This is a genomic window from Streptomyces sp. 130, from assembly GCF_007096885.1.
In the GTDB taxonomy this organism is placed as follows: Bacteria; Actinomycetota; Actinomycetes; order Streptomycetales; family Streptomycetaceae; genus Streptomyces.
This window is the reverse complement of sequence record NZ_VJNO01000035.1, coordinates 50,184-75,283: the sequence shown is the minus strand read 5'-3', so window position 1 is coordinate 75,283 and position 25,100 is coordinate 50,184. Positions and strand designations below refer to the sequence as shown.

Annotated in this window: 25 protein-coding genes; 10 read left to right on the top strand and 15 right to left on the bottom strand. The window is 72.6% G+C overall.

The annotated features are described in order from the left end of the window. Window positions 1–224 (bottom strand): DUF397 domain-containing protein (locus FKN01_RS25270; RefSeq protein WP_143624431.1); only part of this gene is annotated, 224 nt, incomplete at its 3' end. Next, a complete protein-coding gene (locus tag FKN01_RS25265) occupies window positions 205–1,047 on the bottom strand; it encodes a helix-turn-helix transcriptional regulator (RefSeq protein WP_143624425.1) in 843 nt (280 codons plus the stop codon). The genes FKN01_RS25270 and FKN01_RS25265, both read right to left, overlap by 20 nt. Window positions 1,048–1,160: 113 nt before the next feature. On the opposite strand from FKN01_RS25265, the gene FKN01_RS25260 reads away from it, so the two are divergent. The 4 genes from FKN01_RS25260 to FKN01_RS25245 all read left to right on the top strand — a co-directional run bounded on the left by FKN01_RS25260 (window position 1,161) and on the right by FKN01_RS25245 (window position 3,234). After that, window positions 1,161–1,397 carry a hypothetical protein gene (locus FKN01_RS25260; protein WP_143624423.1) on the top strand — a complete coding sequence of 79 codons (237 nt, stop codon included), beginning with the start codon at window positions 1,161–1,163 and terminating at the stop codon, window positions 1,395–1,397. Next, window positions 1,394–1,633: a hypothetical protein gene (locus tag FKN01_RS33385; RefSeq protein ID WP_143624421.1), complete on the top strand. Its 240-nt coding sequence runs from the start codon at window positions 1,394–1,396 to the stop codon at window positions 1,631–1,633. The genes FKN01_RS25260 and FKN01_RS33385 overlap by 4 nt, the downstream gene beginning before the upstream one ends. A 58-nt stretch (window positions 1,634–1,691) precedes the next feature. Further along, window positions 1,692–2,510, top strand: coding sequence for an inositol monophosphatase family protein (locus FKN01_RS25250; protein ID WP_143624419.1), 819 nt, complete (start codon window positions 1,692–1,694; stop codon window positions 2,508–2,510). A gap of 118 nt (window positions 2,511–2,628) precedes the next feature. Then, window positions 2,629–3,234: a Uma2 family endonuclease gene (locus FKN01_RS25245; RefSeq protein WP_143624417.1), complete on the top strand. Its 606-nt coding sequence runs from the start codon at window positions 2,629–2,631 to the stop codon at window positions 3,232–3,234. Window positions 3,235–3,297: 63 nt separating this feature from the next. On the opposite strand, the gene FKN01_RS25240 is transcribed toward FKN01_RS25245, so the two are convergent. The 3 genes from FKN01_RS25240 to FKN01_RS25230 form a co-directional block, all read right to left on the bottom strand. Next, window positions 3,298–4,833 carry a PTS transporter subunit EIIC gene (locus FKN01_RS25240; RefSeq protein WP_143624415.1) on the bottom strand — a complete coding sequence of 512 codons (1,536 nt, stop codon included), beginning with the start codon at window positions 4,831–4,833 and terminating at the stop codon, window positions 3,298–3,300. Window positions 4,834–4,877: 44 nt separating this feature from the next. Beyond that, window positions 4,878–5,840: an N-acetylmuramic acid 6-phosphate etherase gene (gene murQ / locus FKN01_RS25235; protein ID WP_143624413.1), complete on the bottom strand. Its 963-nt coding sequence runs from the start codon at window positions 5,838–5,840 to the stop codon at window positions 4,878–4,880. A gap of 91 nt (window positions 5,841–5,931) precedes the next feature. Continuing rightward, the gene (locus FKN01_RS25230; protein WP_143624412.1) at window positions 5,932–6,849 is read right to left on the bottom strand and encodes a MurR/RpiR family transcriptional regulator; all 918 of its coding nucleotides are present in this window, start codon (window positions 6,847–6,849) and stop codon (window positions 5,932–5,934) included. 115 nt (window positions 6,850–6,964) lie between these two features. Between FKN01_RS25230 and FKN01_RS25225 the strand changes: the two genes are divergently transcribed. Both FKN01_RS25225 and FKN01_RS25220 read left to right on the top strand, forming a co-directional pair. Then, window positions 6,965–7,357, top strand: a complete 393-nt coding sequence (locus FKN01_RS25225) for a hypothetical protein (protein ID WP_143624410.1) — start codon at window positions 6,965–6,967, stop codon at window positions 7,355–7,357. A gap of 4 nt (window positions 7,358–7,361) precedes the next feature. Continuing rightward, the gene (locus FKN01_RS25220; RefSeq protein ID WP_143624408.1) at window positions 7,362–7,631 is read left to right on the top strand and encodes a DUF4031 domain-containing protein; all 270 of its coding nucleotides are present in this window, start codon (window positions 7,362–7,364) and stop codon (window positions 7,629–7,631) included. A 9-nt stretch (window positions 7,632–7,640) separates the two neighbouring features. Here the strand turns inward: FKN01_RS25220 and FKN01_RS25215 are convergent, their stop codons facing one another. The 7 genes from FKN01_RS25215 to FKN01_RS25185 all read right to left on the bottom strand — a co-directional run bounded on the left by FKN01_RS25215 (window position 7,641) and on the right by FKN01_RS25185 (window position 13,240). Next, window positions 7,641–8,879, bottom strand: a complete 1,239-nt coding sequence (locus tag FKN01_RS25215; RefSeq protein ID WP_143624406.1) for a Cmx/CmrA family chloramphenicol efflux MFS transporter — start codon at window positions 8,877–8,879, stop codon at window positions 7,641–7,643. A gap of 304 nt (window positions 8,880–9,183) precedes the next feature. Further along, the gene (locus tag FKN01_RS25210; protein ID WP_143624404.1) at window positions 9,184–9,831 is read right to left on the bottom strand and encodes a hypothetical protein; all 648 of its coding nucleotides are present in this window, start codon (window positions 9,829–9,831) and stop codon (window positions 9,184–9,186) included. 31 nt (window positions 9,832–9,862) lie between these two features. Further along, window positions 9,863–10,771 (bottom strand): transporter substrate-binding domain-containing protein, encoded by a 909-nt coding sequence (locus FKN01_RS25205; protein ID WP_143624402.1) that lies wholly within the window; start codon window positions 10,769–10,771, stop codon window positions 9,863–9,865. Between the two features lie 47 nt (window positions 10,772–10,818). Beyond that, window positions 10,819–11,595, bottom strand: coding sequence for a hypothetical protein (locus FKN01_RS25200; RefSeq protein WP_143624400.1), 777 nt, complete (start codon window positions 11,593–11,595; stop codon window positions 10,819–10,821). Further along, window positions 11,592–12,017, bottom strand: coding sequence for a hypothetical protein (locus tag FKN01_RS25195; protein WP_143624398.1), 426 nt, complete (start codon window positions 12,015–12,017; stop codon window positions 11,592–11,594). The genes FKN01_RS25200 and FKN01_RS25195 overlap by 4 nt, the downstream gene beginning before the upstream one ends. 123 nt (window positions 12,018–12,140) lie before the next feature. Then, window positions 12,141–12,689, bottom strand: coding sequence for a hypothetical protein (locus tag FKN01_RS25190; protein ID WP_143624396.1), 549 nt, complete (start codon window positions 12,687–12,689; stop codon window positions 12,141–12,143). Further along, the gene (locus FKN01_RS25185; RefSeq protein ID WP_143624394.1) at window positions 12,686–13,240 is read right to left on the bottom strand and encodes a hypothetical protein; all 555 of its coding nucleotides are present in this window, start codon (window positions 13,238–13,240) and stop codon (window positions 12,686–12,688) included. Before FKN01_RS25185 ends, FKN01_RS25190 begins: the two co-directional genes overlap by 4 nt. Before the next feature lie 139 nt (window positions 13,241–13,379). On the opposite strand from FKN01_RS25185, the gene FKN01_RS25180 reads away from it, so the two are divergent. Continuing rightward, entirely contained in the window at window positions 13,380–14,009 is a 630-nt protein-coding gene (locus FKN01_RS25180; RefSeq protein WP_143624392.1) for a GNAT family N-acetyltransferase, read from the top strand. A 91-nt stretch (window positions 14,010–14,100) separates the two neighbouring features. On the opposite strand, the gene FKN01_RS25175 is transcribed toward FKN01_RS25180, so the two are convergent. Next, entirely contained in the window at window positions 14,101–16,383 is a 2,283-nt protein-coding gene (locus FKN01_RS25175; RefSeq protein WP_143624390.1) for a cation-translocating P-type ATPase, read from the bottom strand. Between the two features lie 263 nt (window positions 16,384–16,646). Here FKN01_RS25175 and FKN01_RS25170 point away from each other — a divergent pair, with 263 nt between their 5' ends. Both FKN01_RS25170 and FKN01_RS25165 read left to right on the top strand, forming a co-directional pair. Beyond that, window positions 16,647–17,339, top strand: a complete 693-nt coding sequence (locus FKN01_RS25170; RefSeq protein WP_143624388.1) for a copper homeostasis protein CutC — start codon at window positions 16,647–16,649, stop codon at window positions 17,337–17,339. Window positions 17,340–18,054: 715 nt separating this feature from the next. Next, window positions 18,055–20,691, top strand: a complete 2,637-nt coding sequence (locus tag FKN01_RS25165; protein WP_143624386.1) for a glycoside hydrolase family 9 protein — start codon at window positions 18,055–18,057, stop codon at window positions 20,689–20,691. Window positions 20,692–20,748: 57 nt separating this feature from the next. Here the strand turns inward: FKN01_RS25165 and FKN01_RS25160 are convergent, their stop codons facing one another. Continuing rightward, window positions 20,749–22,818 (bottom strand): UvrD-helicase domain-containing protein, encoded by a 2,070-nt coding sequence (locus tag FKN01_RS25160; protein ID WP_143624385.1) that lies wholly within the window; start codon window positions 22,816–22,818, stop codon window positions 20,749–20,751. A gap of 374 nt (window positions 22,819–23,192) precedes the next feature. Here FKN01_RS25160 and FKN01_RS32625 point away from each other — a divergent pair, with 374 nt between their 5' ends. Beyond that, complete coding sequence (locus FKN01_RS32625) at window positions 23,193–23,363, top strand: hypothetical protein (RefSeq protein WP_185992977.1); 171 nt, start codon at window positions 23,193–23,195, stop codon at window positions 23,361–23,363. A 19-nt stretch (window positions 23,364–23,382) separates the two neighbouring features. Here FKN01_RS32625 and FKN01_RS25155 read toward each other — a convergent pair whose 3' ends face one another. Continuing rightward, window positions 23,383–25,026 (bottom strand): DNA repair helicase XPB, encoded by a 1,644-nt coding sequence (locus FKN01_RS25155; protein WP_143624383.1) that lies wholly within the window; start codon window positions 25,024–25,026, stop codon window positions 23,383–23,385. Between the last annotated feature and the right edge of the window lie 74 nt (window positions 25,027–25,100).

The window sequence follows — 25,100 nt, the reverse complement described above, 5'->3', positions numbered from 1 at the left end:
GTCGCGAAGACGACCGCCGGGCCGTCGGTCACCTTGGAGTCGCGGACGGGGACGACGTCCGGGATACCGTCGAGGACTTCGAGGCAGTCGCCGCCACTCGCACCGCTGTACGTGGACTTGCGCCAGGTGGCGACCTCTACGCAGTTTCCGCCGTCGCCCGCGATGTAGCTCGACTTGCGCCAAATGGCCTTGGAGAGGTCGTAGTTAGAACTGTTGTGCTTCATGCTCGTAATCCTCCGCCACCGACTCGATCAACGCCAGAGACGCTGCCGGTGAGAGCGCGCTGGCCACGACCAGATCGTAGGTCAGCTCGTACTGCCGGACCGTCGCTGGATCGTCCTGCAACTGCCCTGTTCCCAGGGCTTGTAGATACGCGAGCGGCGGCGCGTCGGAGAACGCCATCAGCTTGAGTGGACCCTCAAGGGCCGTGTGGGCGCCCGCCGAGAACGGCAGCACCTGCACGATGATCCGATGCCGCCTCATCAGCGCCGCGATGTGGCGGAGCGCTGCTGCCATGACCTCCGGGCCGCCCACTCGGCGACGTAATACCGATTCGTCCAACACGGCCCACAACATCGGCGCAGTTGGATCGGTGAGGATCTGCGTTCGTTCGAGGCGGGCGGCTACCAGCTCCTCGATCGCGCTTTCGGCGGCCGTGGGAAGCCCGCTCCTGAACACGGCCTGCGCGTACGCCTCCGTCTGCAACAGCCCCGGGATGAGCTGCGGCGCGTACTCCCTGATCTCCGTCGCTCGGGCCTCCGCTTCCGCCGCCTCCGCGAAGTGGTCCGGGTACTTCGACTTCTTCAGGGCCGCGCAGTTGCGCTTGAAGAAGCCGTCCGCGCCCAGGAGCTCATCGAACTTGACCGCCTGGTCCATCTGCATGCGGCGCACCCCGGACTCCAGTTGGCCGATGAACGAGCCGCTGACGAACAGCGGGGCGCCCAGCTCGGTCTGGGAGAGGCACGCGCGTTCTCTTCGGTGGCGGAGTTCGGCGCCCAGGAGGGCGCGGGGGGAGGAGGAGGGATCGAGCTTCCGGGGACCTGGCATGACAACTCCCTGTTACACACATGCCCTTGTTGGGACTGCATCTCTTCCAGGCTAGCGAGAGAATCACCACTCTGGGTATGCATCGTCGTTACTCAGGGTGGAAGGGATGGATCATGACGACTACGGAACGGCGCAGGGCTGCGGTGGCGAAGATTCGGGAGGCCGAAGAGGTGGTGGCGTCGCTGAAGGAGGGCTTCGCGCGGGCCGGGGTGAAGCTGCCCTCGCTGCGCATCGACCTGGCCTCGTGTGTGGGTGACGACCCGGCGGTGCTGGTGGACCTGGGGCGCTGCAATCTCGCGGCGGCGCAGCAGCTCAGCCGGCTGCTGGAGCAGAAGGCGGCTGCCTCATGACGGGCGGGGACGACCTGGAGGCGTGTACGCCGGAGCCGGGGTCGTTCGCCGTTGACGCACGGGACGGGCGGATCGGGCGGGTGCTGGGGCGCGTCGGGCCCTACGTGCGTCTGCGGCCTCCGGGCGGCGGGCCGGTCTGGGACTGTCCGGCGGACTCCGCGCGCCCGGCGCCGCCGAGTGCGGTGCTGCGGGCGCGGGTGACGGAGATCAACCGGGCGGGGCAGTTGCCGCGATGAGCGGGTGGGAGGCGGCATCGTCGGGGCCCGGCCGTCGAGCGGCCGTTAGCCTGCGGGGATGGTGACCATGGACATGGAAAGCGATGCGGAAGTCGCCCTCCGGGCCGCCTCCGCCGGTGCGGCCGTCGTGCGCGAGATGTACGGGGCGTCGCTGGCGCGGTACGAGAAGGACGGGGGTGACTTCGCCACGGCCGCCGACATCGCGGCGGAGGAGGCCGTCCTCGACGTACTGCGCGCGGCCCGGCCCGGTGACGCGGTGACGGGTGAGGAGAGCGGGTCGTCCGGGGCGGCCGGGGCGGGGCGGCGGTGGCTGGTCGACCCGTTGTGCGGGACGCTCAACTACGCCGTGGGCAACATGCTCGTCGCGGTGAACGTCGCGCTCCGGGACGCGTCGTCCGGCATCGTCGCGGCGGCCTCGGCCGATCCGTTCAGCGGCGAGGTGTTCTGGACGGGCGGGGCGGTGGAAGGGGCGTGGGTCCGGCGGGCCGACGGGCGCGACGAACGCCTCATACCCTCGGCGGGCTCCCGGCTGGTGGACCTGAACCTCGACCCGCCGTTCCCGCACGCGCCGGGCTTCCGCGCGGTGGAGCTCATGGCCGCGCCGGAGTTCGTCGCCGGATTCCGGCCGCGCGTCGTCTCCAGCACGGTGGCCGTGGCCTGGGTGGCGGCGGGGCGCCGGGCCGCGTACGTCACCGATGGCGGGCCGGGCCTCCGCCTGGACAGCGTCCACTTCGCGGCGGGCATCGCGCTGTGCGAGGCGGCGGGCTGCGTGGTGACCGGGATCGACGGGCTGCCGGTGGACCAGGGCGCGGGCGGGCTGGTCGTGGCAGCGGACCGGGAGACGCACGGGGCGTTGCTGGGGCTGGTGCGGCGGTGACGGTGAGCGGCGCTCGGTGCGCTGCTCATACGAACGTGGGACGCTGAGAAATGCGGCTCAGCGCCGCTGCACCGTCGATCTACGTCCCTCGGACAGGCTTCGGAAGAAGGGACCCGCGATGACCGCCGCGATGGTCGAACACCAGCAGGACCCTGAAGGCCGCCAGTGGGACTACCTCCTGCGCACCTGGCAGGAACGGGATGTGCCCGAGGGGTGGCGCGCCGAGATCGACGAAGGGCAGATCCTCTTGGTACCGCCGCCGCACGCGCATCACAACGGGATCGCCGAAAGGGTGCAGCGCCGTCTCTATGCGAACCTGCCCGACGAGTTGGGGGTCTACCAGACGCTGGGTGTGCACGTCGCGCCTCTCGACAAGCTCTACGTCCCCCATCTCGTCGTCATGCCGTCCGAGCTGATCGACGCCGCCGACCCGGACGTCAGCGCCCCCATGGACGCCTCCGAAGCCCTCCTCGTCGTGGAGATCACCTCGAGGGGCACCGCCCGCGAGGACCGTACGAAGAAGTACCGCGCCTACGCCCGGGCCGGGGTGCCGATGTACCTGCTGATCGACCGGTTCGACACCCGGGGGGCCATGGCCACCCTGTTCACGGAGCCGGGCGGGCACGGCACGTACAAGCACTCCGACGCGGTGCCGTTCGGCAAGCCGCTCGCGCTGCCCGCGCCCTTCGACGTCACGCTGCCCACGGACGGCTTTCCGGTCTGAGGCGTACGACGAAGCGGCGGCCCCCTCACCGTGAGGGGGCCGCCGCTTCGGTTCGCGTGCGGGTCAGACCGACGCGGGGGCCTTCTGTGCGGTCGCCGCCGGGTCCTGGGTTGCCGTCGCCGTCGGGGCCGGGTCCTCCTGGCTCACGTTGAACTCCGCCAGCAGCTCCTTGCTGAAGCCGAAGAAGTACGTGGCCAGGAAGCCCGCGAGATAGCCGACGACCAGGCCGCCCGCGTAGATGGCGATCGTGGCGCCCAGGCCGTGATTGCCGTCGAGCAGGGGGAACAGGGCCCAGCCGGAGGGGCCGATGGCGGTGGAGCCGACCGCGTCGCCCAGCTGGTTGAAGAAGCCGACGAACGCGCCGCCGAAGGCGCCGCCCACGCAGGCCGTGATGAACGGGCGGCCCAGGGGGAGCGAGACGCCGTAGATCAAGGGCTCGCCGACACCGAGGAAGCCGGCGGGGAGGGCGGACTTGATGGTCTTGCGGATCGACTCGTTGCGCGGGAGGCGGAAGTACGTGGCGATGGCCGCGCCGACCTGGCCGGCCCCGGCCATGGCGAGGATCGGGAGGAGGACCGTGTAGCCCTGCTGCTCGATCAGCGTGGTGTGGATCGGGATCAGGGCCTGGTGCAGACCCAGCATGACCAGCGGGAGGAAGAAGCCGCCCAGGATCAGGCCCGCGCCCGCGCCGCCGTTGGACAGCAGCCAGTCGGCGAAGTCGCCGATCGCGGTGGAGACCTCACCCGCGACGTACATCAGGCCGAAGATCGTGACCAGGCCGGAGATGAGGACCGTCAGCGTCGGTGTGACCAGCACGTCCAGCGCCTCGGGCACCCAGCGGCGGCACCACTTCTCCACGTACACCGCGAGGACCGCCGCGCCGAGGGCGCCGAGCACGCCGCCCTGGCCGGGGGAGAGCTTCTGGCCGAACGCCTCGATGTTCGCGACGCCCGGGTAGACGATGATCGCCGCGACCGCGCCGCCCAGGATGGGGGTGCCGCCGAACTCCTTCGCCGCGTTGTAGCCGACGAAGACCGCGATCAGGGCCATGAAGCCGGAGGCCATCGCGGCGAGCGCCGGGGTGACCGACGGCAGCCATTCGAGGTTGACCAGCAGGCCGTTGAGCCCGGCGATGATGCCGCAGCCGATCAGGGCCGGGATCAGCGGCACGAAGATGTTGGCGATCTTGCGCAGGAACAGCTTGAACGGTGTCGCGTTCTTCGCCTTGCGGGCCGCCTTCATGGCGGCGCCCTGCGCGGCCAGCTCCTCCGCCGTGAGCGGGGCGGCGTCCGCCGGGGCGGGGGCCGGGGAGGAGGCCGGGGCGGGGGCCTCGGTCCTGCCCTCCTCGACGAGCTTCTCGAACTCCGGCGTGACGCGGGCGACCGTACCGGGACCGAGGACGATCTGGTACGTGTCGTCCTCGACCACGCCCATGACCGCGGGGACGGCCTTCAGCGCGTCGTCCTGGACGAGCGAACGGTCGTGCAGACCGAGCCGGAGCCGGGTCATGCAGTGGGCGATGGAGCTGACGTTCGCGGCGCCACCGACGAGCGGAAGGATCGCGGCGGCAGTGGCGCGGTTCTTGTCTTCTGTAGCCATGGTGCGTGGTGCCTTGCTGTGCGGGGGAGGTGGTGCGGGGTGAGTCAGGTGGTGCGGGGGGCGGCGGCGAGCGCGGCGCGGAGGTGGCCGTCCGACTCGGACAGGAGCGCGGCGGCCGTGGGGCCGTCGACCTGGCCGAGGATCGTCAGGATGGCGTTCTTCACCTCGCCGTCCGTGGCGGCGAGCGCCGACTCGATCTCCTCGTCGGGCGCGCCGGTGGCCAGCGCGACGATGCGCCGGGAGCGGGCCCGCAGCTTCTCGTTGGAGGCACGCACGTCGACCATGAGGTTCCCGTACGTCTTGCCGAGGCGGATCATCGTGATGGTCGAGATCATGTTGAGCACGAGCTTCTGCGCCGTGCCCGCCTTGAGGCGGGTGGAGCCGGTCAGCAGCTCGGGGCCGACGACGATCTCCAGCGGGTGCTCGGCGGCGGCGCCCAACGCGGAGGCCGCGTTGCACGACAGGCCGATGGTCAGGGCGCCCTTCGCACGGGCGTGCTCCACGGCCCCGATCGCGTACGGCGTGCGGCCCGAGGCGGAGATGCCGACCACCGTGTCGTCGGCGGTGAGCTCCAGCGCCTCCAGGTCGGCGGCGGCCAGCTCCTTGCTGTCCTCCGCGCCCTCGACGGCGGTGACCATGGCGGACGGGCCGCCCGCGATCAGGCCGATGACGTCGGCCGGGTCCGTGTTGAAGGTGGGCGGGCACTCGCTGGCGTCCAGCACGCCCAGCCGGCCCGCGGTGCCCGCGCCCGCGTAGATCAGCCGGCCGCCGCGGGCCATGCGCTCGGCGGTGGCGTCGATCGCGGCGGCGATCTCGGGCAGCCGCTCGGCGACGGCGACCGGGACCGTCTGGTCCTCGCCGTTCATGATCCGGGCGATCTCCGCGGTGGCCAGCCGGTCGATCTCGGCGAGCTCCGGGCGGAACGCCTCGGTGGTGAGGGTCGCGAGCTGGGCGCGCAGCTCGCCGTAGCCGTCGGGGGTGGCGTCGGCGTCGGTGAGGGAGGTCATGGAGAGCGGCTCTGCTTTCTCGTACGGCGTGCGGATGCGGGGCGGGTGCGGGCGGGTGCGGGGCGCCGGCCGGAGGGCGTCCGGACGACGGTCAGCGGGTGCGCGGGGTGTGGCGGTGGGCCAGCGCCTCGTAGGAGGCGGCGAGGGCCGGGGCGGCCGTCTCGTACGTACGCTGGGCGACTCCTATGAACAGGCAGTCCACGACCAGGAGCTGGCTGGTGCGGCTGGACATCGCGGCGGGGCGCAGCTCGCTCTCGCGCGCCGTGGACGTCGTCAGCACGTGGTCCGCGTACTGCGTGACGGGGCCGTCGGGGCGGCCGGTGATCGCGACCGTCGTCGCGCCCCGGTCGAAGGCGACGCGCAGCGGCTCTATGACGTCGCCCGTCGAGCCGGAGTGCGTGATCGCGATGGCCATGTCGCCGGAGCGGAGCTGCACGGCGTTGGTCACCGCGAGGTGCGGGTCCGTGTGGGAGTGGGCGATGAGGCCGATCCGGGCCAGCTTCTGGGCCAGGTCCTGGCCGACGAGGGAGGACGCGCCCACCCCGTAGATGTCGATCCGGCGGGCCGTGGCGGCGGCGGCGACCGCGGCGCCCAGCTGCACGGTGTCGAGCCCGGCGGCGGTGTCGGCGAGGGTCTGCTGCTCGTCGTAGGCCAGCTTGGCGACCACGTCGGCGATCGGGTCGTCGACCGCTATGTCCGCGGTGACGGCGGGGGCGCGGCCGGACTCCTGGTGGGCGGCGAGACCGGCGAGCGCGAGGCGCAGGTCGCGATAGCCCGGATAGCCCAGGAGGCGGGCGGTGCGGACCACCGTCGCCTCGCTGGTGCCCGTCAGCTCGGCGAGACCGGTGACCGTCAGGGCGGCGCAGCCCGCCGGGTCACCGGCGACGGCCTCGGCGACGCGCTGCATCGAGCGGGTCATGGACGGCGACAGCGTCCGCACCTTGGCGGCGAGGGCCGCCGGCGCCGGCGGCGAGTCCGGGATGAAACTTTCCTTCAGGTCATTGGTCACCCTTGAAAGATATTTTCAAGCCCTGGGCCCGTCAACCCTCTTTGGTGTGACCTCTGGAAGAAACGGTTGACGGCACATCGGAGGGCCGTCCGCCGCACGGGTGGACAATGGCTGCATGGAGCAGAATCCGCCGGAGGCCGACCGGCCCGACCGCCTGGAGCAGGCGCTGCACACCGCCCGCGCCCTCGTGATGGCCGACCTCGCCGCCGGAGACGTCGCCGAGGCGCAGATCGTGTCCCTGGTCGAGGACGCCGTGACGCACCGCCGCTGGTGGGTGGAGCAGTGGCCGGAGGGCGCGGAGTTCGTCACCGGCCTGATCGCGCAGGACGTGCAGGACGCGCTCCTGGAACGGTACGGCCGCTGGCCGCTCTGCCCGGTCTGCGACGCGGGCGACCCGCACGCGCTGGACGTCGAGCCGGAGCTCGGACCGCACCCGCACTGGGTCTGCGCCAAGGCCGCCGTCGCGGTCGCCCCGGTCGGCGCGCTCAGCGGCATACTCCGGCGGTGAGGCGGTGACCCTCTACATCGACCCGCCGACCTGGCCCGGCCACGGGCGGCTCTGGTCGCACCTGGTCAGCGATGTGTCGTTCGAGGAGCTGCACGCCTTCGCCGCGTCCATCGGCGCCCCGGCGCGGGCGTTCGAGCGCGACCACTACGACATCCCGGCCGCGCGCTACGAGGACGCGGTGCGGGCCGGGGCGCGGGAGATCGGCTCGAAGGAGCTGGTCCGGCGCCTGACCGAGGCGGGGCTCCGGCGGCCGAAGGGGCGGCCGGCGGCCTGAGCGCCCAGGTCAGCCCGTCGTGCACTCCGCCGACTCCACGGGGGCGCCCTCGGACGCCCCTTCGGACGGCCCCCGCGCCACCAGCCGGGAGGCCGCCGAGCCGCGCGCCCGCTGGAGCCGCAGCGAGACCACCACGGCGACCAGCGCCGCGACGGTCATCGCCGCCCCGGCCCAGGCCGTCGCCTCGAAGCCGAAGTCCGCGTCGATCACCGTGCCGCCCAGCCAGGGCCCGCCCGTGTTGCCCAGGTTGAACGCGGCGGTCGTCGTCGCCCCCGCCAGCGTCGGGGCGGCGCCCGCCACGTTGAACATCCGGGCGTTGAGCGCGGGCGCGGTGTAGAACGCCGAGAGGCCCAGCAGGAACGACAGCGTGATCACGGCCGCCTGGTTCGACGCGAACAGCGCCAGCGCCGCCAGGAACACCGTGGACGCGGCGATTCCGCTCAGCAGCACCCCGAAGAGGTGCGCGTCCGCGACCCGGCCGCCGATCGTCGTGCCGACCAGGGCGCCCACACCGAAGAGCGCCAGCACGGTCGGCACCCAGCCGGAGTCCAGCCCGGCGACGTCCGTCAGCAGCGGCGCGAGGTAGCTGAACGCGCAGAACACGCCGCCCGCCGCGAGCGCGGTGATCACGATCGACAGCCACACCTGACGGTCGCGGTAGATGCCCATCTCCCGCCTGAGCTGCGGCTTCTCGGCCGGCAGCGGGATGCGCGGGATCAGCGTCACGACGCCGGCCAGGGCCACCGCCGAGGCCGCGCCGACCGCCCAGAACGCGGACCGCCAGCCCAGGTTCTCGCCGAGGAACGCGCCCAGCGGGACGCCCAGCACGTTGGCGATCGACAGTCCGCCGATCATCACGGCCATGGCGCGGGCCCGCGCGTTCAACGGCACCATCGCGATGGCGACGGCCGCCCCGACCGCCCAGAAACCGGCGCACGCGAACGCACTGACCACGCGGGAAACGAACAGCACCTCGTACGTCGGTGCGAGCGCGCCCGCGACCTGGCCGAGGCCGAAGACCGTGATCAGCGCGATGAGTGTGGTGCGGCGCGGCAGCCGCAGCGTCGCCACCGCGAGCAGCGGGGCGCCGATCACCATGCCGATCGCGAACGCGGATATGAGGAGTCCGGCGCGCGGAATCGACACGTCCATGTCGTCCGCGATCGGGGGCAGCAGCCCGGAGAGCATGAACTCGCTCGTGCCCAGGGCGAAGACCGAGAGGCCGAGGATGTATACGGCCAGGGGCATACGGGAAGAGGTGCGCACGGCGGAGTCAGGCATAACAAGTGGAAACAGCGGAAACGTTCCTGACATTCCCCGGGCACCGCCCGGGCGCCGGGCTCTGAGCGCCGCCCCGGCCGCCGGTCGCCGGTTCCGGGTCCCGAGCGCCGCCCCGGCCGTCTGCCGCCCCGGCCGTCTGCTGCCCGGCCGTCTGCTGCCGGGTTCCGGCTGCTGGCGGCCCTCCCGGCCGCCTGCCGCCCGGCCGCTGGCCGCCGTCTCGGCCCTCGACCGCCAGGCTCCGGTGGCGCCCCGGCCCCCCGGCCGCTCCCGGTCAGTGGGTGAGCAGTTCGAGTTCCGTCAGTAGGTTCTGCCGCGCCCTCGGCTCCCACTCCCTCGCCCCGTGCGGGGTACGGAACAGCCGTGGCAGCCCCAGGAGTTGCCGCAGCACCGCCGCCCGGCCCTCCCGGAACGCCTCCTCCGGCACGAATCCGTACTCCTCGCGGACCTGCGCCGCGTACTCCCCGTACTCCTTCGGCGGCGCCGCGAGGATCGCCAGATCCGCGTCGCACAGCACCTCGCCGTTGGTGTCGCCGGCGGCCGGGTCGTGCGTGACGGTGAGCCGGACGAGCCGGGCGACCTCCTCGGTCACCGCGTCCGGGACCCCCGCCTCCGGCAGCGCCCGCTCGGCGAGCGCCGCGCTGCGCTCCTCGTTCTCCGACCGGTCGGGCCGGTACACCGCGTCGTGGAACCAGGCCGCCAGGCGTACGGCGTCCGCGTCGGCGGCATGCCCGGCGAGCGTGTCGATCCGGTCCAGGACCGCCGCGAGGTGCGCGGTCGTGTGGTACCTGCGCTGCGGCTCGGCCCAGCGGGCGAGGAGGCGGTCGGCGTACGGCAGCGGATCGGGGCCGTCCGCTCCGCCCCGGGCCGCGACGAGGGCGTGGTGCCAGCGGGTGCGGAGACTGTGCGCGCTGTCGGTCATGGCGGCTCCAGGAGAGGGGCGCGGCGCGGGGTCAGCCGGCGGGGCTGTCGCCCGGCCGGTCCACGCAGGACAGGGCCATGATCTCGTCCTCGGTGGGCTTGGCCTCGTCCCGGGTCTCCTTCGGCACGGCGGGCAGGCTGTTCTGGAAGTCGCGCTCCCAGGAGGACGCCTGGCGGACGTACTGTTGGAGCTTGTCGCGCAGCCGGAGGCAGTCCTCGCGGTGGCCCTTGGCCATGGCGATGCCGTAATCGTTCGGCTCGCCGAACTTGATGCCGTCCACCACCCGGAGGGACGCATTGGCCTCCGCGAAGCCGTAGAGGATCAGCTGGTCGGTGGAGACCGCGTCGACCTCCTTGTCCTTGAGCGCCTTCACGCAGTATCCGGCGTCCTCCTCCGTCCGCTTGACGATCTTGTCGTACGCCGGTTTGGCGAGCTCGTTGGCGGACGTGGTGCCCTTCCAGACGCAGACGATCTTGCCGTTGAGATCGGCCAGGGTGCGGATGCTCCGGTCGGCCTCGCGGATCAGGAACCCCTGCTGGGTGGAGGCGTACGGGCCGACGAAGTCGAGGTCGTCGCCGCCCTCCTCCTTCGTCGCCATCCGGTCCGGGGTGATCGAGAAGGTCGCGGCCACCAGCTGCACGTCGCCGTCGTGCAGGAGCTTGGCGCGGTTCTTGGACAGCACGCCGCTGAAGCGCGGGGTCTCGTAGCCGAGCATGTTCATGAGCGTGCCGACCACGGTGATGTCGAAGCCGGTGTACTCGCCGTCGTGCGGTGAGAAGCTCGTGCCGGGCTGGTCGCTCTTGGCCGCGACCTCCGTGTGGTCGCTCAGGATCGACGGGGATTCGGAATCGCAGCCGGCCGCGGACATGCACAGGGCCGCCGTCGTGACGGCCGCCGTGACCAGGACCGCGCGCCGGTGCCGGGGGGCTGCGCCTGCCATCTCCTGCCTCGCTCCCTGCGGGTTCCGCACCCGCTGTGCCGTGTCGGTCAGTCGTTGTGCAGGACGCCCTGCCAGTCCACCAGGCGCAGGGTGCAGCCCTCGTCGGTGCGCACCCGGATCTCGAACGTCGCCCCGGTCCGGCCGGCGAGGTCACCGAGGGTGAAGTCGGTGGTGGAGCGGGCGGGCAGGTCGGTCCGGCGGGGGGTGACCCCCTCGGTGACCGCCGTGACCTCGACCCGCGTCTTGTGGGAGCACGCCGGGGCGGCCGGGTCGTCCTCCCCGATCTCCAGGGCGAGACGGAGCCGGTCCCTGCGGTCGGCCCGGTCGGGCTGGGTCTGCGTGAGGGTGAGGACGCTGCCCGGTGCGCCGGTCAGGGGCTGTGTCCCGTGCACGTGGAACGTCGCCGCCACCTCTCCGTTGCGTACGACGTTCTGGAACGCCCACCAGCTGGTCAGGGAGCAGACGAGCGAGACGATGAGGAGCAGGTCGGGGAGCCGGAGCCCCGGGCCCGCCCCGGTTCCGCGGGCCGGTCCCCGCGGGGCGGTCGTGCGGGCGCTCTCGGGGCGGCGCAGGCCGATGTGGGCGACGGAGGCCAGGAAGGCCAGCAGCAGGAAGACGAAGAAGACGACGTACTGCTTGCGAGAGCCGCCCGGCCAGTTGAGGCCGGCGTAGCCGGCGAGGACGGCGGCCAGGACGAGGAAGAGCCACCCCGTGACGAACGAGGCCCGCTGGATGAAGATCTGGAGAAGCGTCTCGGCCCGGGCGACGACCGTGTTGTTGTCGCCGTAGGACTGGCTGGAGACGCCACCCGGCTCGTGGCTCACGGCCGGCCGTCTCTCGGGTACTGGTTGAAGGTGCCGACCGAGCCGATCACCGTGTTGTAGTCACCGTGCGACTGGACCGAGACGTGCGGGCCGGAGGCCTTCACCAGGGGCACGAGGCCGTCACGGCCGTGCGGGCCCTCCAGCCAAGTGGTCAGCGCCGAGGCGAGCGTGGCCCGCTGCTCGTCGCTCAGCTGCCCGAGCCTGCGGTCCAGGTCGTCGGCGGTCTCCGCGGTGAGCGCGGTCGCGTCGTCGCCGGTCGGGCCGTCCGCCGCGACGAGGCTGCGGAAGACGCCCTCGCCCGCGTCGACGGTCCGGTCCGCGATCCGGTCCACGGCGCCCTGCATCACGCCGTCGGCCATGCGGGCGGCGAAGAAGGAGAAGTGCGGGGCAAGTTGGCCGGCCAGATCGAGCAAAAGGGACACGATGGCTCCCGGAGTCCGAGGGTGACTACCAACTCTCTTGAGAATCAGGGTAATTGAGTGGCCGCGATTCTGGGCATGGCCGGAGCGGTCCTTGTGTCGCCGCGCCAGGAGCCGGCCGCCTGCTCAGCCCGTGGCGGGCAGGCCGAAGTGGTCGGCGATGATCCGCAGGGTCACGGCACCGTCCGCGTTGAACCCGGGCTCGGCCTCGTAACGCGGGGTCCGGCGGCCGACGATTCCGGCCGCCAGCAGCTCGCGTACCAGCAGGTCGCCGTGGCGGCGGGTCTCGCGGCGGGCGCCCATGTTGAAGTACGTGGTCGAGAAGCCGCGCCTGCTGTGGATGAAGTGGAACGGATGAGTCTCGCAGTGCGGGACCATGTAGCGCTGCCCATGCGGGCACTCGCAGGCCGGGGTGGAGGCCAGGAACACGGTTTCCAGGGGGTTGGGGCTGCCGAAGCGCTCCTCGTAGCGGAATCCGGTGAGGTAGCCCGCCCGGGTCGCGAGGTCGCCGCCGGTGTGCGTGGCCGCGTCGTGCGTCAGCCAGACCCAGCCGTCGGCCGCGCCCTCCGTACGGGCGGGGAGGCCCAGGTCGGAGTAGATCCCGCTCAGGGTGGGAAGGGTGAGGCCCCTGGCGTACGTGACGAACATGTCCGGGGCGATGAAGGGGGCGGTCACAGCGCCGCCACCTCCCGGGCGAGCGGCGGCGAGGGCAGGCCGAAGCAGGCGGCTATCGCACGGACGATCCGCTCCTCCCTGTCGGAGTCGTGCTGCTCGTAGCAGTCGTGGCCCGGATCGGTCTCCCAGGCCAGGCATTCCGCGTCGGGGCCTATGAGGTTCGCGGCGAGCAGTTCGGCCGACATGTGGTCGGGATTGTCGCCGACGCGCTGTTCCACGTCCTCGAAGCTGAAGTGGACGATCCACTTCCCGTCACGCAGATAGGTGAAGTCCGGCCCGTGCGCCTTGGCGCTGCACGGCTCGGTCACGATGACCGCGATCTCGCCCCCGGACGCGCAGAGGCGCGTGTAGTCGATGTTGTCGTAGTCCTCGATCTCCCAGTTGGCCATCTCGTGCACCGCCCATGCCCAGCCCCCCGCTTCCCCCTCGGCGAGCGCCTCACGGTGCTGCTCGCGCAGTCCGGAGACGAGCGCGGAGCGGGACAGGCCCCGGGCGAACACGAGGTTGACCTCATGGCCCGGGAACTCGTACGCACTGTCGATCCAAGTCATGCGGCGAGCGTAGACGCGGGGACTGACAAAGGGGGTTGGCGGACGGCCTTATTCGGGCGACAGGCCGGCCGGGCTCTGGGAATGTACGCACGGGCTCGGGCCCGCGTGTCCTGATTACTGCCGATGGGATGGGTGAACGATGACTTTCGTGCTGGTGGGGCCGGTACTGGAAGGTGCGCGGGTGCGGCTCGAACCGCTCGAACACCGGCACGCGGACGGGCTGTTGCGCGCGGGCCAGGAGAACCGGGACGCGTACGGATACACCTGGGTGCCCGGGCCCGGGGAGGTCGAGGGATACATCGAGGCCCAGTTGGGAAGAGCCGCCGACGGGAAGCTGGCGCCCTACGTCCAGGTGGACCGGGAGTCCGGGCAGGTCATCGGGGCCACGGCGTACTGGGAACCGCGCCACTGGGGGGATGACGACAGCCTCACCGCCATCGAGGTCGGCTTCACCTGGCTCGCCGCGTCCGCGCAGGGCACCGGTGTGAACACCGAGTCCAAGTACCTGCTCTTCCGGCACGCGTTCGAGGAGTGGGGCGTCTCGCGGGTGGACCTCAAGACCGACGCGCGCAACCGGCGTTCGCGGGCCGCCATCGAGTCGGTGGGCGCGCGCTTCGAGGGCGTCCTGCGGAACTGGTCCCGGTCGTGGGTGCCCGGTGAGGAGGGGCGGCTGCGGGATTCGGCGATCTTCTCGATCACGGCGGAGGAGTGGCCGGAGGTCCGGGGGCGGCTGGAGGAGCGGTTGGCCGCGTACCCGTCCGGCGTCTGAGGACGGAACCGTTGCCCTGGTGGGCGGTGGACCGGGGATTCGGGGCCACCCGATGAACGGTTCCGTCCTCAGACGCCGGACGGGCTGGGATTCACGACTCGCCCCGGAACCTCCGCAGCCGCAGCGAGTTGCCGACCACGAAGACCGACGAGAACGCCATCGCCGCGCCCGCGATCATCGGGTTCAGCAGGCCCGCCGCCGCCAGCGGGAGCGCCGCCACGTTGTACGCGAAGGCCCAGAACAGGTTCGTCCGGATGGTGCTCAGGGTCCGGCGGGCCAGGCGGATCGCGTCCGGGGCCGCGCGGAGGTCGCCGCGGACCAGGGTCAGGTCGCCCGCCTCGATGGCCGCGTCCGTGCCCGTGCCCATCGCCAGGCCCAGGTCGGCCTGGGCCAGCGCGGCGGCGTCGTTCACGCCGTCGCCGACCATCGCCACCGAGCGGCCCTCCGCCTGGAGGCGCTTGACGACGTCCACCTTGTCCTGCGGCATGACCTCCGCGTACACCTCGTCGATGCCGACCTCGGCCGCGACCGACTCCGCCACCGCCCGGTTGTCGCCGGTCAGCAGGATGGGCCTCAGGCCCAGGCGGCGCAGGCGGGTGATCGCCTCCGCGCTGGTGTCCTTCACCGCGTCGGCCACCTCCAGCACCGCGCGCGCCTCGCCGTCCCAGGCGACCGCGATCGCCGTGCGGCCGGCTGCCTCCGCCTCGGCCTTGCGGGCGGCCAGGTCCGCGGGGAGGCGGATCTCCCACTCCGCGAGGAGCTGTTCGCGGCCGACGAGGACCGCGTGGCCGTCGACCACGCCCTGGACGCCCAGGCCGGGGACGTTTGCGAAGTCCTCCGGGGTGGGAAGAGCGGCGCCCGTGCGCTCGGCGGCTCCGGTCGCCACCGCCTGGGCGATGGGGTGTTCGGAGGCGTGTTCCAGGGCGCCGGCGAGGCGGAGGACGTCGGACTCGGTGGTGTCGGGGGCGGTGCGGACGGCCTGGAGGGTCATGCGGCCGGTGGTGACGGTGCCCGTCTTGTCCAGGACGATCGTGTCGGCCCGGCGGGTGGACTCCAGGACCTCGGGGCCCTTGATCAGGATGCCGAGCTGGGCGCCGCGCCCCGTGCCGACCATGAGCGCGGTCGGCGTGGCGAGGCCGAGCGCGCACGGGCAGGCGATGATCAGGACCGCCACCGCCGCCGTGAACGCGGCCGTGAGCCCGGCGCCGTCCGCCAGCCAGAAGCCCAGGGTGCCCAGCGCGAGGGCGATGACCACGGGGACGAAGACCGCCGAGATCCGGTCCGCGAGGCGCTGTGCCGCCGCCTTGCCGTTCTGCGCGTCCTCGACCAGCTTCGCCATCCGGGCCAGCTGGGTGTCCGCGCCGACGCGGGTCGCCTCGACCACGAGCCGGCCGCCCGCGTTGAGCGTCGCGCCGGTCACCGTGTCGCCGACGCCGACCTCGACCGGGACGGACTCGCCGGTGAGCATGGACGCGTCCACCGCCGAGGAGCCCTCGACCACCGTGCCGTCCGTGGCGATCTTCTCGCCGGGGCGGACGAGGAAGCGGTCGCCGACGCGGAGGTCCGCCGTGTCCACGGTCACCTCGCGGCCGTCGCGCAGGACGGTGACCTCCTTGGCGCCCAGTTCGAGGAGGGCCCTCAGCGCGGCGCCCGCCTTCCGCTTCGACCGGGACTCGAAGTAGCGCCCGGCGAGGATGAACGCGGTGACGCCGGCCGCCGCCTCCAGATAGATGTTCCCCGCGCCGTCGGTGCGGCCGATGGTCAGCTCGAACGGGTGCGTCATGCCGGTCATGCCGGCGGTGCCGAAGAACAGCGCCCACAGCGACCACAGGAACGCGGCCGACGTGCCGAGGGAGATCAGGGTGTCCATCGTCGCCGCGCCGTGCCGGGCGTTGGTCCACGCGGCCCGGTGGAACGGCCAGCCGGCGTAGGTGACGACGGGGGCGGTGAGGGTGAGGGCGAGCCACTGCCAGTTGTCGAACTGGAGCGCCGGGATCATCGACATCGCGATCACCGGCACGGCGAGGAGCACGGCCGTGACCAGCCGCTGCCGCAGGGTGTCGGCCTCCCGCGCGGCGGGTACGTCCGCCTCCTCGTCCGTCGCGCGCGCCGGGGGCGCGGGCTCGTGCGCGGTGTAGCCGGTCTTCTCGACCGTGGCGATGAGGTCCTGTACGGAGACGGCGGCGCCGTCGTACGTCACGTGGGCCTTCTCCGTGGCGTAGTTGACGGCGGCCGTCACGCCGTCCATCCGGTTGAGCTTCTTCTCGATGCGGGCCGCGCAGGAGGCGCAGGTCATGCCCCCGACGGCCAGCTCGACCTCGGCCTTCGGGGCGTGGGCGGTCGCTGCGGTGTGCGCTGCGGTGTGCGCTGACACGGGGCCCTCCTCGTGGTGATCGGGGCACCCCGTCCTGGGTACCCCCCTGGGGTATGCGCTTGTGGTTCATGTATACCCCCACCCCCTATGTCGAAGCAAGGGTGATCCTCTGCGGGGCGTGCGGGGCGCGTCGGTCGGTCACCGGTCGGCCCTCCGGCCTCGCGTATCTTCACGTTCACGGTCAGGGCTGCGCCCTCGGCCTACCGCCCCGTAGGCTGGCCATTGGACTAGACCTATTGCTGCTTCCTGGAGATTGGGTTCCCATGAGCAACCGTGCAGTCCTGGAGGTGATCGCTCTCGACGCGGAGGACGCGGTCGCCGCCCAGGCGGGTGGTGCGGACCGGCTTGAGCTGGTCACCGACATGGCGGCGGACGGCCTCACCCCGTCCTGCGCGACCTTCGCGGCGATCCGTGCCGCGGTGGACATTCCGCTGCGGGTGATGCTCAGGGTCGCCGACGGCTTCGCGGCCGGTGACGTCGAGATACTCGTACGCAAGGCGCGCGAGCTGCGGGCCGAGGGGGCGGACGAGTTCGTGCTCGGCTTCCTGGACGCGGACGGGAACCCGGACCTGGTCGCGGTCGAGCGGCTCGTCGCCGTGCTGGACGGCTGCCGGTGGACGTTCCACCGGGCGATCGACCGGGCGGCCGACCGGGACGCGCTGCGCAAGGCGCTCGCGGATCTGCCGGGGCTGGACACCTACCTGACGGCCGGTTCGGCGGCCGGGGTGGACGCGGGGATACCGACGTTGGTGGCCGAGGCGGGCCGGGCGGGCGAGCCGGGGTACGAACCGCGGATTCTCGTCGGGGGCGGCTTGCGGCTGGAGCACCTGCCGGCGCTCCTGGACGCGGGGATCGACGCGGTGCACATCGGCGGCGCCGCGCGGCCGGACGGCTGGGCGGGTCCGGTGTCCGCGGACGCGGTGCGGGAGTGGCGGGGAGTGCTGGACCGGCGCTAGGGGGGTATGGGGCGGGGCCTGCCGTGCCCCGGCGCACGTCGTGGTCCCGGTATCGGCGGGGCATGGCTCCGGGAACCTCCCGGCGGCGGCCGAAGGGGCGTGCACCCGGTGCGGGTGGCAGCCGCCGCCGGCGACCACCGCAGCAGACGGCCTCTGGTGAATCCGGACCTCGTCATCGAGGACCGGCTCCACCAGAGGCCCTGCCACGCGATGTCACATGACGGGAGGAAGCCGCCAGCCCGTCCGAAGAGGCGATCCTCAAAGAGGGCCCCGCCTTCGCACCCTGCGGAAGCCAGCTGCCGCGGACCTCGGCCGAGAGGCCGTCAATCTCCGACGCGGCCTCCTGGGGCGGCCTCGGCGCGGTCGGCTTGCTCGGCGCGGATGGCGTCGATGACTCGTGAGAGCGTACGTATCGCCTTGACGTCCTCAGTGCTGTCGCCGAGTGCGGCCTGGGGGAGGCCGTGAGCGCCGGCGAGGCGCGGGGTGTCGGCGGGGCCGAGGTCCGCCGCCGTGCGTAGTCCCGTGGGTGCGGGGGCACCCCCCGCATCCCCGCCCCGCGTCGTTCTGTCATGACCCTGGCGCAACCCGCGCCCCTCGCCCCACAATGGCCTCGCAGTGATGGGAACGCTCCCATGGCCGCCTCCCCGGCATGCCCGTGTGTTGTGGGAGCGCTCCCATCCGGTGATCGGTCAGCCCCCACGACGAAAGGCTCCCGGTGAACGCCTCCTCGCCCCCGTCCTCCCTCCGGCGCAGACGCCGCGCGTTCGGCGTCCTCGCCGCCGCCGCCCTCTGCGGCGGCATCCTGACCGCCCCCGGGGCCGTCGCCGCCGACGGCGACCCCGCTCCGGAGCAGATCACCAACGGTGACTTCTCCGCGGGGACCGCGCCCTGGTGGTCCACGGCCAACGCGCCCGTCGCCGTCGTGGACGGGCGGCTGTGTGCCGAGGTGCCGGGCGGGACGGCCAACCCGTGGGACGCGATCATCGGGCAGAACGACATCCCGCTCGTCGCGGGTGAGGCGTACACCCTCACGTACACGGCGAGTTCGACCGTACCGCTGTCCATCCACACCAACGTGCAGATGGCGACGGAGCCGTACACCACCGATCTGTCCGCGACCGATCACATCGGCGCCGAGGCCACCGCCTACACGCACGTGTTCACCGCCGCCGCGGACCAGGACGGGGCGCAGGTGGCGTTCCAGGTCGGCGGGGGCGCGGAGGCGGCGACCTTCTGCGTGGACGACGTGTCGCTGCGCGGGGGCGCCGAGCCGCCCGTGTACGTGCCCGACACCGGGTCGCCGGTCCGCGTCAACCAGGTCGGCTATCTGCCCAAGGGGCCGAAGACCGGCACCCTGGTCACCGACGCGACCGATCCGCTGCCGTGGACGCTGAAGGCGGCCGGCGGGGCGACCGTCGCGAGCGGGACGACCACTCCCGGCGGTGAGGACCCGACCTCGCGGCAGAACGTGCACACCTTCGACTTCAGCGCCGCCACCGCCACCGGCGACGGCTTCACGATCGAGGCGGACGGGCAGGTCAGCGAGCCCTTCTCGATCCGGGCGGACCTCTACGACAGCCTCCGGTCCGACTCGCTCGCGTACTTCTACCACAACCGCAGCGGCATCGCGATCGACGCGGACCTGGTCGGCGAGGAGTACGCGCGCCCGGCCGGGCACCTCGGGGTCGCGCCGAACAAGGGCGACACGGACGTACCGTGCCAGGAGGGCGTCTGCGACTACCGGCTCGACGTGCGCGGCGGCTGGTACGACGCCGGGGACCACGGCAAGTACGTCGTGAACGGCGGCATCGCGGTCGCCGAGCTGATGGACACCTACGAGCGCACCCTGACCGCCGACGGCGCGGAGTCCGCCGAGCTGGGCGACGGCGCGCTGCGGGTGCCCGAGCACGGCAACGACGTGCCGGACATCCTGGACGAGGCGCGCTGGGAGCTGGACTTCCTGATGCGCATGCAGGTCCCGGCGGGCGAGCCGCTGGCGGGCATGGCCCACCACAAGGTGCACGACGCCAACTGGACCGGCCTGCCGATGCGGCCCGAACTCGACCCGCAGCAGCGCGAACTGCACCCGCCGACGACCGCCGCGACCCTGAACCTCGCCGCGACGGCCGCCCAGTGCGCCCGCCTCTACGCCCCGTTCGACGCGGAGTTCGCCGCCAAGTGCCGTACCACCGCCGAGACGGCGTGGGCCGCCGCGAAGGCCCACCCGGCCGTGCTCGCCAGCCCGGCGGACGGCGTCGGGGGCGGGACGTACGAGGACAACGACGTGCGCGACGAGTTCTACTGGGCCGCCGCCGAGCTGTTCACCACCACCGGCGAGGACACCTACCGGCAGGCGCTGCTGGACTCGCCGCTGCACGGAGACGTGGACGCGGCCTTCCCCGCCGACGGGGGCATCTGGTGGGGCGGCACCGCCGGGCTCGGCGTGCTGACCCTGGCCACGGTCCCGAACGACCTGACGGCCGCCCAGCTCGCGGACGTACGGAACGTCGTGACGACGGCCGCCGACCGGTACAAGGCGCAGACCGAGGACCAGCTGTACGGCGTGCCGTACGCGCCCAAGGACCTCAACTACGCCTGGGGCTCCAACAGCCAGGTCCTGAACAACATGATCGTGCTGGCGACGGCCGCCGACCTCACCGGTGAGACCGGTTACCGCGACGCCGTGCTGCGCGGCGCGGACTACCTCTTCGGGCGCAACCCGCTCAACCAGTCGTACGTCACCGGCTACGGCGAGCGGTACTCGCAGAACCAGCACCACCGCTTCTGGGCCCACGAGTCCGACCCGTCCCTGCCGCACCCGCCGGCCGGGTCCCTCGCGGGCGGGCCGAACCTGACCGCCCCGACCTCGGGCGACCCGGAGGCCGCCTCGAAGCTCAAGGGGTGCGCGGCGGCGATGTGCTACCTGGACGACAACGGCTCGTACGCCACCAACGAGGTCGCGATCAACTGGAACGCCCCGCTGGCCTACATCGCCTCCTATCTGGACGACGCGGGCGACGCCACGGGCCCGGAGCGCTCCTGCCAGGTGACGTACTCCTCGCACCCGTGGAGCACCGGTTCGACCACCACGGTCACGGTGAAGAACACCGGCACCGAGCCCGTCACCCCGTGGTCGCTGACCTGGCTGCTGCCCGGTGACCAGAAGCTCAGCCACACCTGGAGCGCCGAGATCGGCCAGTACGGGAGGACGGTGACGGCCGCGCCGCTGTCCTGGAACCGGACCATCGCGCCCGGGGCCTCGGTGGACTTCGGGTTCAACAGCAGCCGCACGGGCCCGGCGGCCGACCCGGGCACGGTGAAGCTGAACGGGCGGGCCTGCACCGCCGGTTGATGACCGGGCGGGGGCGGGGGTGGACAACGGGTCCCCCCGCCCCCGTTCACTTCCCCGCTAGGCCAGCTCCCCCGGCAGCGGTGCCGAGTGCAGCACCGCCAGGCCGGAGACCGCACGGGTCAGCGCCACGTACAGGCGGCGCAGGCCCGTGCGTTCGTCGGGTTCGCCGTCGACCACGGCGGCCGGCTCGTCGAGCACCACGTAGTCGTACTCCAGGCCCTTCGCCAGCGACGCGGGGACCAGGGTCAGCCGGGTCTCGGCGGTCGTCTCCTGGCCGGGGGAGAGGTAGGTGTGGCCGGCCGCCGTCAGCGCGTCGGCCAGGGCCGGGACGCGGGCGTCGGCGGCGATCAGGCCGATCGAGCCCTCGTGCGTCAGGGACTCCTCGCAGGCCGCGACGACGGCCGCGTCCAGGCCATCCAAGGCCACCTCGCGTACCGACAGCGAACCCGGCGACTCACGCACCGACTCCACCGGCGTCAGACCCGGCGAGATCACCGGGAGCAGCCGGGAGGCGTACGCGATCACGTCGCGCGGCACGCGGAAGCCGGCCGTCAGCTCCTCCACCACGGCGTCCGCCTTGCCGAGGTGGCTCAGCGCCTGCTCCCAGCTCTGTGTGGACCAGGGGGTCGTGCCCTGCGCGAGGTCGCCGAGGACGGTCGCCGAACCGGTCGAGCAGCGGCGGCCGACCGCGCGGTACTGCATGGGGGAGAGGTCCTGCGCCTCGTCGATCACGACATGGCCGAGCGAGTGCGTGCGCGACACCAGGTCGGCCGCCTCGTCGATCAGGACCGCGTCCGCCGCCGACCACTTGGCGGTCTTCACGCTGCGGGCGGGCTTGGTCCACAGGATCGCCTTCTGCTCGTCCTCGGTGAGCAGCCCCGCCGCGTGCTCCGCCAGGAACTCCGGGTCGGACAGCAGCCGCAGGACCAGCTTCGCCGGGTCCACGGCGGGCCAGATCGCCTTGACGGCCGCCTTCACGGCGGGGTTGCGGGCCACCGCGTTCTGCACCCGGTCGTCGGGAGCCTCGCCCGCCTGCTCCATCCGCACCAGGACCGCGTGCGCGATGCGCTGCGGCAGCGCCTCGTGCGCGGCGCCGTACCGCATGTCCCGGGTCAGCAGCTCCTGGACCATCTCCTCGATCTCGTACGCCGGCACCCGCCAGCGCCGCGAGCCGCGCACCACCATCACCGGCTCGGCCGGCGGCGTGACGTGCGACCGGAGGGCGCGCCGCAGCACCTCCGCCATGCGGGCGTCGCCCTTCACGACGGCGGCCGGGGCCTCGTCCGTGCCCCTGACCTCGATCTGCCCGGTCACCAGGTCCTCGACGGTCGCCTGCTTGACCTCCAGCTCGCCGAGGGCCGGGAGCACCTGCTCGATGTAGTGCAGGAAGGAGCGGTTCGGCCCGACGACCAGGGTGCCGGTGCGGGCCAGGCGCTCGCGGTGCGCGTACAGCAGATACGCGACCCGGTGCAGGCCCACGGCGGTCTTCCCGGTGCCGGGGCCGCCCTGCACGCAGACCGTGCCGCCCAGCTCGCTGCGGACGATCTCGTCCTGCTCCGGCTGGATCGTCGCGACGATGTCCCGCATGGGGCCGACGCGGGGGCGCTCGATCTCCGCCTGGAGCAGCTTGCTGGTCTGCTCCGCCTCGGCGGGGTCGGTCAGGTGCTCGTCCTCGTACGCGGTGAGGTCGCCGCCGGTGTAGCCGAAGCGGCGCCTGCGGCCGACGTCCAGCGGGTCCTTGCGGGACGCCCGGTAGAACGGCTGGGAGACCGGGGCGCGCCAGTCGATCACCATCGGGTCGCCCGCCGCGTCGTGCACATGGCGGCGCCCGATGTAGAACTGCTCGCCCTCCGCGCCCTCGGCCTGCTCCGCCCCGACGACGTGCAGGTAGTCCAGGCGCCCGAAGAACAGCGGGGTGTGCGCCAGGTCCGCGAGCGACTTGATCCGCTCGTCGATCTGCGCCTGGAGCACGGCCGCGTTCACCCAGTTCGCGGTGACGTCGCGGATGTCCAGGGCCTGGGCGTCCTCCCGCATGGCGCGCAGCGCGGCGCGCGAGGCCGCGAGATGGGCGCGCTCATGGGCGAGGGGGTCGGTGGTGGTGTCGCTCTCGAATTCGTGCGCGGGCACGGTGTTGCCTCCGGCATTCAACGCAGGACGGCGGACCGCGTCTCACCCTTGGGGGTGTGCGGTCCGCTCGGGGATCGATCGTGCGTACGGTGTCGGCCGGTTTCCGTCCGGTCGGCGGCGCTCCCCCGGCTGCCGGCAGGGCCCCTCGGGGGCCGCCGGTACCACGGTTCGGGAGGCGGGCAGACCGGGGAGTGTACCGGGGGCCGGGGGGTGCGCGCGAATGGTTTTTTTACGGCTCCGAGGGTCGTCCGCCCCCGAGGAGACGCCGTCCGCCCCGTAGGGGATGCCGTGCGACCGGAGGCGTACGCGGGCGGCGCCGAGCTTCCGCCCGCGGGGCGACGCCCCGGCACACCCGCCCGGAGCACCATGGACACATGAGCACCGTCACCCTTGACCCGAGAAGGACCGGCGCCACCGCGGCCCCCGGTCACCCCCACAACCGCGCCTCCGGCGCCCTGCGGGCCGTGAAGGTCTTCGCGCAGGCCGCCTTCGGGGTCGTCGTCCTCGGCGAGTACGCGGAGGAGGCGGGGGTGCGGCGGCGCTGACCGCACCCCCGCGCCTCCCTCAGCTCTCCGACAGCAGCTCGTCCGCGTCGACGATGCGGTACGCGTAGCCCTGCTCGGCCAGGAACCGCTGGCGGTGGGCCGCGAAGTCCTGGTCGATCGTGTCGCGCGCGACGACCGAGTAGAACCGAGCCTCGTGCCCGTCGGCCTTCGGCCGCAGCACCCGGCCCAGGCGCTGCGCCTCCTCCTGGCGCGAACCGAACGTCCCCGACACCTGGATGGCGACCGTCGCCTCCGGCAGGTCGATGGAGAAGTTCGCCACCTTCGACACCACCAGCACGTTCAGCTCGCCCTGCCGGAACGCGTCGAACAGCTTCTCGCGCTGCGCGTTGCTCGTCTCGCCCTTGATCACCGGGGCGTCCAGATGCGCCCCCAGCTCGTCCAGCTGGTCGATGTACTGCCCGATGACGAGGGTCTGCTCGCCCTTGTGCCGGCGTACCAGCGCCTCGGTGACCTTCCGCTTCGTCGCGGTCGTCGCGCAGAACCGGTACTTCTCCTCGGCCTCGGCGGTCGCGTACGCCAGGCGCTCCGAGTCCGTGAGGTTGACCCGGACCTCGACGCAGTCCGCCGGGGCGATGTAGCCCTGCGCCTCGATCTCCTTCCACGGCGCGTCGAACCGCTTGGGGCCGATGAGCGAGAAGACGTCCGACTCGCGGCCGTCCTCGCGGACCAGGGTCGCGGTCAGGCCGAGGCGGCGGCGGGCCTGGAGGTCGGCGGTGAACTTGAAGACGGGGGCGGGGAGCAGGTGCACCTCGTCGTAGATCACGAGTCCCCAGTCGCGGGAGTCGAACAGCTCCAGGTGCGGGTAGACGCCCTTGCGGCGGGTCGTCAGCACCTGGTAGGTGGCGATCGTGACCGGCCGGATCTCCTTCCGCGTCCCGCTGTACTCACCGATCTCGTCCTCGGTCAGCGAGGTGCGCTTCACCAGCTCGTGCTTCCACTGGCGGGCGGAGACGGTGTTCGTCACGAGGATCAGGGTCGTCGCCTTGGCCTGCGCCATCGCGCCCGCCCCGACGAGCGTCTTGCCCGCGCCGCAGGGCAGCACGACGACGCCGGACCCGCCGTGCCAGAAGCCGTCGACGGCCTGCTGCTGGTACGGGCGCAGCGCCCAGCCGTCCTCGTCCAGCTCGATCGGGTGCGCCTCGCCGTCCACGTACCCCGCGAGGTCCTCGGCGGGCCAGCCGAGCTTGAGCAGCGTCTGCTTGATCTGGCCGCGCTCGGAGGGGTGCACGGCGACGGTGTCGGGGTCGATCCGGGCGCCCACCAGGGGCTGCACCTTCTTCGACCGGAGGATCTCCTCAAGCACCGGCCGGTCCGTCGTCGTCAGGACGAGCCCGTGCACGGGGTGCTTGGACAGGGTGAGGCGGCCGTAGCGGTCCATCGTCTCGGCGATGTCGACGAGCAGCGCGTGCGGCACGGGGTAGCGGGAGTACGTCACGAGCGCGTCCACGACCTGCTCGGCGTCGTGCCCGGCCGCGCGGGCGTTCCACAGCCCGAGCGGGGTCAGCCGGTAGGTGTGGATGTGCTCGGGCGCGCGCTCCAGCTCGGCGAACGGCGCGATGGCCCGGCGGCAGGCGTCGGCCTGCTCGTGGTCGACTTCGAGGAGGAGCGTTTTGTCGCTCTGGACGATGAGGGGTCCGCTCACGCGTGTTGGCCCTTCCGGCTCGGGGGAAACCTCCAGTGTGCCGCATCGGTGGGGCATGTGTCGTTGGCCCGGTA